Source organism: uncultured Succinatimonas sp. (assembly GCF_905203285.1).
In the GTDB taxonomy this organism is placed as follows: Bacteria; Pseudomonadota; Gammaproteobacteria; order Enterobacterales; family Succinivibrionaceae; genus Succinatimonas.
On sequence record NZ_CAJKVK010000079.1, the window covers coordinates 1 to 9,208 of the forward strand.

Genomic DNA, 9,208 nt, shown 5'->3' on the forward strand with positions numbered 1-9,208 from the left:
TGCCTGCCTGTCACGCAGGAGGTCGCGGGTTCGATTCCCGTCCGTTCCGCCACTACTTACAATATTCAATTACCAAGAGAGCAGCTTTAATGCTGCTTTTTTTTATTTCTCCCTTTGTTCTTTCTTAACGTAATCAAAAAAGATCAGCGGCTAAAACCCCGTCCTTTAGGGCGGGGATACATCCGCGCGGTGTAGGCACTTTTTTAATCAGGTGTGTTCTGCCGGTCAATATATTGACGGATAATAGATATGGGAGCACCGCTGCATGAGGAAGCGAAATAAGAGGGAGACCATAAAGCCTTGCCCCAAAGCTGCGATTTGACGGATGGATAATTTCTGTTGCGAATGATAACGGAGGAAGTACCTTTCAATTTGAAAATATAGTGACAACGCATAATGATCCGGCTCACAAATCAGGAACATAGTTTTATTCTAAATACTTGATTTACGATCACATTTTTTAAATGCAATTCTGTGACTTTTAAAATGTGATAAAAAGATCAGAGTTCCTGCGAGGTTCTACTTATTATCTCTTATAAATCATAGAGTAAGGATAATAAAATATGGGTATTACCGATGACCTCGCCAAACCGATACGTCAGCTGCAGCGCAGTATTGAACTATCGGTAGTAGATCCGCGCAATCAAGCCTTAATTTCTTATCCTTTAAGTACTCTTTCGGTAATTATCGTTTTGGCAAGAATGTCCGGTTGTGAAAATATGACTGCGGCAGCGCATTTTTATGCGGAGAATAAAGAGAAGCTCAAAAAGTATATCTACGGGCTCGGAGATGAAAGTCCGACAGCGCAGACTTTACGCCGGGTACAAAGCATTCTTGACGGCAAACATGTACTTGAATATTTCTCGGAGTATTTCGTTAACTGTTGTATAGGGATAAAGACTGTCGATACGGAGCCGGAGCTTAAAGACCGTGACGTCATCAGCTGCGACGGGCAGAATATCCGGGCGACGCGCAGTACAAGCCGTGGAGATAAAAGAAAATCAACGGGTTATGACATAGTACAGATGTACAGTCATAAGTACGGCATAACCTTAAGTCAGAAAATCACCGATAAGAAGAATCATGAGGCTCAGGCGATTATTGAAATGCTGCCCATGATAAATGCAGTACACTGCATTTTCACGTGGGACGCAATCAACACGCAGCATAAAACTTTAAAGGCTGTGACGGAAGCGAGAGGAGATTTCATAGTCTGCGTAAAGAGTAATCAGGGAACTTTATATGAAGAAATCGTTACGGCCTTTGAGTACGAACTCCCCGATGAAGCGGTAAGTGCAGCCCGTACTTCAAGCGGGCACGGACGCATTGAACAAAAAGATATTGCCGTTCTTCCCGTTGAGCTTGCATTAACAAAAGAAATGCGCCGGAAGTGGCCGGATATCGCAACGGTGATATGCGTAAATACCACCCGCTATATTAAGAGCTCCGGTAAAGAGCAAACGGAAAAGCGCTATTTTATTTCTTCAATTGAGATTGATTATGACGATGAAGATTATGCTTCACAGATACAGGATGTTATTTTATTAAGATGGCAGGTAGAGGTAAGTCATTGGTATTTGGATATGTGCTTTATGCAAGACCGGTTGCCGCTCAGAAACCGTGATTACATTAACAATCATACTTACTTTACTAAGATGGCATTTAACATTCTAAGCTATGTCAAAAATCACTGTCCTGAAGATAGACAGGGACGGACACCGTCTATGGCAAGCCTGCAGTATGCCTGCCGGGATGCCGAAACGGCAATAAGATTCTGCATGGCTTATGTTACGCAGGACAAGCGTTACTTTTTGGAGGATGAAAGGCTATATCTTTTAAAGATACTGAAAAGGCCGGCAATAAAAGATGATTATGTGGAGCCCAAACCGGAGATTCCGGAAAACGGAATGGCACGCCTTGCCATGTTGGGAAGAAAAGGTATAAAAGCCCACGGTTAAAAATTAAAAAGTTTTAAGCACTGTGCTCTAAACAAGCGCAGAGATATCTATTGTCACGACAAAAAGATCCGCGCAAAACAATTAGCTTCGATCATTTATTTATCTTTATATTCACGGAATAAGCGTTTGTGATAATCTTCACATGAAGTTGTCGCCATAAGGATTTTTTTATATTAAGTTTAGGAACAAGGAATTAATTACGCTTGCCGTTAATATTGTTAATGACAAAGCGTGAGCAAAACATAAGTAGCAGCATGATAAAGCGGTATTTAAGGAGATTTTTATCTAAAGTTATTTTTAATTTAGGCTCATTAAAAAATTGCATAGCTTGTATAATCTTTCTATCTTGCACATAAAAAAGGAATTTAAACATGCAAATAAGAAAGGCAGAACGTAAAGATGCTGCAAAAATTCTAGAGTTTATTAATCATCTTGCCGTATATGAGCATATGGAAAATGATGTTGTAGCAACTCCTGAACTTTTACAAGAGTGGATTTTTGATAAAAACAAAGCCGAAGTTATTTTTGCGGTTAATGATGAAGGCAAAGAAGTAGGTTTTGCTCTTTTCTTCCATAATTTTTCTACTTTTTTAGGCAGAGCCGGTATTTACCTTGAAGATTTATTTGTATTGCCGGAATACCGCGGACAGGGTTTTGGTAAAGGGTTATTGAAAGCTCTGGCTAAAATTGCCGTCGAGAGACAATGCGGTAGACTTGAATGGTCTTGTCTTGATTGGAACACACCCTCAATAGAATTTTATAAGTCATGCAAGGCAGTGCCAATGGATGAGTGGACTGTTTATCGTCTGACCGGAAAAGCACTTAAAGATATGGCTGATTAAGGAGAGAAAAATGCCGGTGCGGCAATCATTTGAGCTTGTAAGTCCGTTTAAGGCGGCAGGCGATCAGGTGGAAGCGATAGACGCTTTGGTAAAAGGAATACAACAAGGGGATAAGGCTCAGACTCTTTTGGGAGTAACCGGATCCGGTAAAACTTTTACCATGGCAAATGTTATAGCCAAACTCAATCGTCCGACAATGATTTTGTCGCACAATAAAACTCTTGCCGCACAGCTTTACGGGGAAATGCGTGAATTTTTCCCGAAAAACGCCGTTGAGTATTTTGTTTCTTATTACGATTATTATCAGCCTGAGGCATATATCGCGGCAACCGATACCTTTATTGAGAAAGACGCCAAAGTAAATGAGCATATTGATCAGATGCGCCTTAGTGCGACTAAAGCACTAATGGAGCGTCGTGACGTCGTCATAGTGTGTTCGGTTTCGGCTATTTACGGTTTGGGAGAGCCTGAAACCTATCTGAAAATGATGCTGCACTTGTCTCGCGGTGAGTTTATCTCTCAGCGCGATATCGTAACCCGTCTTGCCGAGCTGCAGTATACGCGCAACGACGTGGCTTTTGCTCGCAGTACTTTTAGAGTTCGCGGTGATGTAATTGATATCTTTCCGGCAGAATCGGAAGGTTTTGCCATAAGGGTTGAGCTTTTTGATGATGAAGTGGAAAAAATTCTGCGCTTTGATCCTTTAACTGGAGCTATTGAAGCGGAATTGCCGCGTTTTACGGTTTTTCCAAAAACTCATTATGTTACGCCCAGGGAAATACTGCAGCGGGCAGTTGAAGAAATAAAAGTTGATTTAAAAGATCGCTGTGATTATTTTCTTGCCAATAATAAGCTTCTTGAAGAGCAGCGCTTAAGAGAGCGCACCGCTTATGATATCGAGATGATAAATGAAATAGGGTATTGCTCGGGAATTGAAAACTATTCACGTTATCTGACCGGAAGAAAAGAAGGTGAGCCGCCTCCCTGCCTTTTTGATTATTTGCCAAAAGACGGTCTTCTCATTATTGACGAATCGCATGTGACGGTGCCGCAAATCGGTGCCATGTATCGCGGCGACAGATCACGTAAAGAGAATCTGGTTAATTTCGGATTCCGTTTGCCGTCGGCATTTGATAACAGACCGCTTAAATTTGAAGAATTCAGAAAACTGCAGCCTCAAACTATCTATGTGTCGGCAACTCCTGCCGATTATGAGCTTGAGGAGTCATCCCAAGTTGTTGAGCAGCTTATCCGTCCTACGGGACTTTTGGATCCTGAGATTGAAGTACGTCCGGTTGCCACTCAGGTTGATGATTTAATGTCTGAGATAAGAACGAGAGCGGCTAAAAACGAAAGAGTTCTTGTTACTACGCTGACTAAGAAGATGGCGGAAGAACTTACGTCTTATCTTGAAGAACACGGTATCAGGGTAAGATATCTTCATTCGGATATCGATACCGTTGAGCGTATGGAAATTATCAGGGATTTACGTTTAGGCGAATTTGATGCTTTGGTTGGTATTAACCTTTTGCGAGAAGGCCTTGATATGCCCGAAGTCTCTTTAGTCGCTATTTTAGATGCCGATAAAGAGGGCTTTTTGCGTTCATCCCGATCCTTGATTCAGACAGTAGGCCGCGCTGCACGCAACGTGAAAGGCAAAGCAATTTTTTATGCTGACAAGATTACTGATTCAATGCGGGTAACGATAGATGAAACCAAACGACGCCGCGATATTCAGCAAAAATTTAATGAAGAGCATAACATCACGCCAAAACAAATTGAGAAAAAGATTGTTGATGTGATGGAAGTTGCTTTAACTCAGACTTCTGCCTTTAAAGTTCCTGAAGAGAAGCGCGAGAGACCTATATCATTTAAAGAATGGGATAAGCGTCGGCAAAAACTTAATGCAAAAGATCTTAGCGCCAGGATTGATGAGCTTGAGGAACAAATGTTAAAGCTTGCCTCCGAGCTTAAGTTTGAAGAGGCAGCTTCTGTTCGTGACGAAATGCAGGCATTGCAGCAGGAACTGCTTTTAATGCCGGGACGGGATATTAATTAATCTTTTACCGTGATGAAAGAAGGACGCTTTTTATAGAAGGAAAGACTAAGATTTTCCATAAAGTCTTTAACGCTTTTAAAATCGTCCTCATCAAGCTCGTCGCTGTCGGTATCAAGCTTGCCGATTTGAATAAGGGTTTTAAGATCGTCTTTTAAATCTTTATCTGTAATATCGTCAAATCCTTTTAAGTCACAAGACAGCCCTAAAGAAAGGCCATAAGCGCTTTGGGCAAGAGCGTATAGTCTTGTCTGAGGCTTTTCATCAGAAGATGGAAGCATAAGTTTAGGTGTATGGCCGTTTTTCAGCATTTCTTCGGCATCAATGGCAAAACCGGTTATAAGAGCTATTATTTCGCCGGGCAGCGGGTTTGAGTCATTTAAAAGCTCACAGACTTTTAAAGTAAGATGTCGATCTCCAGGGATGAATCCTTTAGCGGTAAGACCGAGCGTAAAAGCCTGCCATAAAGCCGGATCGTCGTGAATTCCGTAGCGTTTGAAAATTTGTGCGGTTTCTTTGTAATTATTTTTTTCTTCCATCCTTATTCTCCGTCATTGAGCAAAAGTCGCAAAATGAATATAATTAGCCTGTCTTAAAACATCAAGAGAGTTCTTTGTCATGCATCCTATGCTAAATATCGCAGTACGCGCTGCACGTGCTGCCGGTAATATTATTGCACGTAATTTAGGTCAAAACGATCAATTTGAAGTTACTGAAAAGCGCAAAGACGATTTGGTAACTGATGTCGATCGTGAATGTGAACAGACTATCACCTCGATTCTGCTTAAATCTTATCGCGATCATGCTGTTTTAGGCGAAGAGGGCGGTGTTCAGGGAAATAAAGATTCACAATTCCAGTGGATCATTGATCCTGTTGACGGAACAACCAATTTCGTCCAGGGAGTTCCTCATGTCGGCGTTTCTATTGCATTGAAGCATAACGGAAAGACCGAAGTTGCCGTAGTATTTGATCCGATTAAAAATGAAATGTTCACCGCTTCCCGCGGTGACGGTGCTCAGTTAAACGGACGCCGTATTCGTGTCGCTTCCCGTCCTTCATTGGAAGGTTCCATAATTGCCACTGCAGTTCCGGTTCGTTACCGTGAGCGCATGTCAGCTTATATTCCTTTATTATCACGTCTTATTGATAATTGTGCCGATATTCGCCGTATGGGTGTTGCAAGCCTTGATTTAGCGTATGTGGCTTGCGGTCGTTTTGACGGATATTTAGAGCAGGGCTTAAAGCCGTGGGATTTTGCTGCAGGTGAGCTTTTAATCAGAGAAGCAGGCGGTATCGTAACCGATTTTATGGGCGAAACCGGATATGTAAAATCAGGCAACATTCTTTGCGGTAATCCTAATATCGTTAAAGGATTGTTAAAGGTTACCGATCCTAAGACCCTTCCTGAAGTTTTACGTTAATCGTCATTTAAGCGGTGCCAGGTCACCGCTTTCCATCTTAATTGATACAACGCTTGGCTATTTCCAGTAATGACGGGCGCTTGTTTCCGTAAATTTCCTTTACTTGAGCTAAAAACACTTCCGCAGTGGCAACGCTGTCGGCAAAGGCGTTATGTGCACAGTATGCAGGAAGTTTTCTACGTTTGCGAATTGACGATAGACGTAAATCATTGACATTGCCGGTATGAGTGCTGAAACTTTTTTCAAGAAGTAAAGTATCTAAAAAGATAAGCGGCAGTAAAGAAGGATCTTTAAGTTCTAGAGCTTTTGCTAAAAAAGTTTTTTCAATTACGGCAGCATGACAAATGATAATTCGGCCTTTGATATGGTCTATTAACAGATTTAGCGCCTCATCAAGACTTACGCCGTGTAAAAGCATTTCAGGAGTAATGTGATTGATTACGGCACTATGGCTTTTGACTTTATCTGCAATATTTATAAAAGTATGAAATCCGCTTGAGAAATCAATTTCACCGCGGTTAATGTCAACACAGCCCATTGAAAGTATCAGATCTTCATTAAAATTAAGACCGGTTGTTTCAAAGTCAAGTGCAGTAAGCGGCAGCGAATCAAGAAAACCTGAGGTAATAATTTCTTGTGCAAAAAGAGTTTGAGCTTTTTTAGGAATATTGCCGTTCAGAATGGACTTACGTCTTCTTTTTTCAAGTTTTGTCAGCGGATTAAATAAATTAAGCATGATTAAATGCCTCCGCAAAACCTGAATTTGGCAGCATCTTGCTGCTTTGCGATAATTCTGAAAGCGTCTTTTAAATGATTACGCTCAAATTGGCTTAATGTGTCGGGAACAAGATTGTTAGAAAGTTCTTCGTTATTATTAAGCGCGTTAATCTGGTGTTTAAAGCGTAAGCTGTTTAAGAAATATAAAGCTTCACTTAATTCCCGTTCATCATCTTTGCTGATTTTTTGTGATTCTGCCGCGGCTTTGAGGCGATCGGGAGTCTCTGTTATAAGTGAGCCGGAGCTTAACGCATAAATTCTTGCAAGCTCAACAATTAAATTTACTGCTTGCTTTTTGATATTAAGATAAGGTTTATTTTGTCCGTCTTTAGTAAGGACGAACTGTTTGAAAAGGCCTAATGGCGGATTAACCGCAAGCGTTAAGTTGGTAATGATTGCAAGGAAACGACTGTTGTCGCCGGTGAGCTTTAGCATATGAGTCTTTAGCTTATTAAGTAAAAACTCATCTCCGTATATAAAGCGCAGATCCATAAATACTAAAACATTTAACAGATCGTCATGATCAGGATTTAGAATCCATTTTTCATAATTTTTGCACCAATTGGAGTAACTTAAGCACCATTTGGGATTAGATGCCATATAGTTGCCGTCACAAAGCGCATATCCGCAGTCATCAAGACCGTGACAGACAAAATCTGCCATATCTTTAAAATATTTAAGTTCAGTATCGTTGCAGTCGCGCTCTAAAATTAAGGCGTTGTCCTGATCTGATAAAAGCTGTACTTCGCAGCGGGCTAGGGATCCTGCGGCGATCCAGGCAAAATTGCATGGGGCTTTTTCGTGTTCATTAAGATAAATTTCGATAAGTTTTTTATTAAACGCATCAGCAATTTTGGACATTACAAGCTGAATAATTTGCGGGGAAACGTCATTTTCTACGAGAGTTTTGAAAATTTCCTGTTTTTGCGAGGATAATTTTTTAAGTTCGCTTATCTTGGTTTGCTGCTTGATTGCTTTAAGTAAAAAAACGGCTTGAAGCTGTGAGTTTTGCAGTAATTGAGAGGCTGTAATAACACCGACAATTTGACCTCTGTCGGTAACGGGCAGTACTTTTACGTTATGCTCAATCATAAGTTCAAGCGAATGATAAAGCGGATCGGTAAGATTTATAGTGACGGGATTTTTCGTCATTATGACGCTTACTTCTTTATTAGGATCAACTCCTGCCGCAACGGCACGCAATGCTATGTCGGATTTGGTAATTACGCCTATAAGTTTGTCATTGTCGACAATAAAAGCGCATTCGGCATGCTTTAAGCCGATTTCCTGAGCTGCTTGTCTTATGGTGTTATTTGGAGATACTAAAGCACAATCATTGATGTAAAAATCAGAAACAGGTCGGGAAAAATGAGAATTGGCGGCAGCTGATTTATTGGTTGTTAAATGATTGACGCTTGATAATCTTACCCAGTCTTTGGAGTCAAAATATTCACTTACATGTTGGTTTTTGGCAATGATAAATTCTAAAACCTGTTTGCTTATAACATAAAGCAGGGTGTTTTCCAAAAAGCGAACCGTATAATCACTGCTGCCTTTTTTATTAAGTTGAGTAAAGCCGAAAGAGTCTCCTACCCCAAGACGGGCTCTTAGCGATCCGTCTTTATTAATTTGTTCGACCGTGCCGGTTCTTATCATGAAAAGTCCGACTCCGGTGAGACTTTCATCCTGCAGTGTTTCTTCTGGAGTGTAATAAGAAATCTTTACCTGCGCGGCCAGCGCGTCCTGCTCTAAGGTATTTAAGCGCGTGAAAGGGTAGGTATGGGAAATAAAATCGTAAATATTGGGAAGTAATGACTGATCCATAGCTCTTTCCGAAATTTTTCTTTAATTCTACCTTAAAGCATAATTATGAGATTTAACTTTTAAAGGTTAGTTTAGACTGATTCTTTGGCTTTGCTGATATCTTTATCAGTACATTTTAAAGACTTTTTTATAATTTCCACCGAAATACCGTTTTCCAAAAGACCGCGGATATTTTGCAGAAGATTCTTTTTGGTTCCTATTTCAATTCCTTGTTTAATTCCTTGCTCAATCCCTTCTCTGATTCCACATTCTTTGAGCGTGGCTTGATCATGCAGGTACTTTTCATGCATCTCATAGGCATACCAACGCTCGTCATCCATCGTATACCT

At 40.8% G+C, this 9,208-nt stretch carries 8 protein-coding genes and 1 pseudogene; 4 read left to right on the forward strand and 5 right to left on the reverse strand.

Features of this window, described 5'->3' with window-relative positions; all coding sequences use genetic code 11:
- Positions 1–203: 203 nt before the first annotated feature.
- Positions 204–371: pseudogene (locus QZ019_RS07865) on the reverse strand (transposase); the annotation flags it as partial.
- A gap of 192 nt (positions 372–563) precedes the next feature.
- Between QZ019_RS07865 and QZ019_RS07870 the strand changes: the two are divergent.
- From QZ019_RS07870 to uvrB, 3 genes are all read left to right on the forward strand, one after another.
- On the forward strand, positions 564–1,958 hold the full coding sequence (locus QZ019_RS07870; protein ID WP_009143522.1) for an ISAs1 family transposase: 1,395 nt from the start codon (positions 564–566) through the stop codon (positions 1,956–1,958).
- 371 nt (positions 1,959–2,329) lie between these two features.
- Positions 2,330–2,800 carry a GNAT family N-acetyltransferase gene (locus QZ019_RS07875; RefSeq protein ID WP_295483935.1) on the forward strand — a complete coding sequence of 157 codons (471 nt, stop codon included), beginning with the start codon at positions 2,330–2,332 and terminating at the stop codon, positions 2,798–2,800.
- Positions 2,801–2,816: 16 nt separating this feature from the next.
- Complete coding sequence (gene uvrB / locus QZ019_RS07880; RefSeq protein ID WP_295483949.1) at positions 2,817–4,859, forward strand: excinuclease ABC subunit UvrB; 2,043 nt, start codon at positions 2,817–2,819, stop codon at positions 4,857–4,859.
- Here the strand turns inward: uvrB and QZ019_RS07885 are convergent.
- Positions 4,856–5,395, reverse strand: a complete 540-nt coding sequence (locus QZ019_RS07885; protein WP_295483938.1) for a hypothetical protein — start codon at positions 5,393–5,395, stop codon at positions 4,856–4,858. The two genes, uvrB and QZ019_RS07885, sit on opposite strands and share 4 nt — an antisense overlap.
- 79 nt (positions 5,396–5,474) lie before the next feature.
- On the opposite strand from QZ019_RS07885, the gene suhB reads away from it, so the two are divergent.
- The gene (gene suhB, locus QZ019_RS07890) at positions 5,475–6,278 is read left to right on the forward strand and encodes an inositol-1-monophosphatase (protein WP_294568126.1); all 804 of its coding nucleotides are present in this window, start codon (positions 5,475–5,477) and stop codon (positions 6,276–6,278) included.
- Between the two features lie 37 nt (positions 6,279–6,315).
- Here the strand turns inward: suhB and QZ019_RS07895 are convergent, their stop codons facing one another.
- The 3 genes from QZ019_RS07895 to QZ019_RS07905 form a co-directional block, all read right to left on the reverse strand.
- Positions 6,316–7,014 carry an exonuclease domain-containing protein gene (locus tag QZ019_RS07895; protein WP_294568124.1) on the reverse strand — a complete coding sequence of 233 codons (699 nt, stop codon included), beginning with the start codon at positions 7,012–7,014 and terminating at the stop codon, positions 6,316–6,318.
- Positions 7,015–7,016: 2 nt separating this feature from the next.
- Complete coding sequence (locus QZ019_RS07900) at positions 7,017–8,879, reverse strand: DUF294 nucleotidyltransferase-like domain-containing protein (protein WP_295483943.1); 1,863 nt, start codon at positions 8,877–8,879, stop codon at positions 7,017–7,019.
- Positions 8,880–8,950: 71 nt separating this feature from the next.
- A partial coding sequence (locus QZ019_RS07905; RefSeq protein ID WP_295483946.1) for a hypothetical protein occupies positions 8,951–9,208 on the reverse strand: 258 nt, incomplete at its 5' end.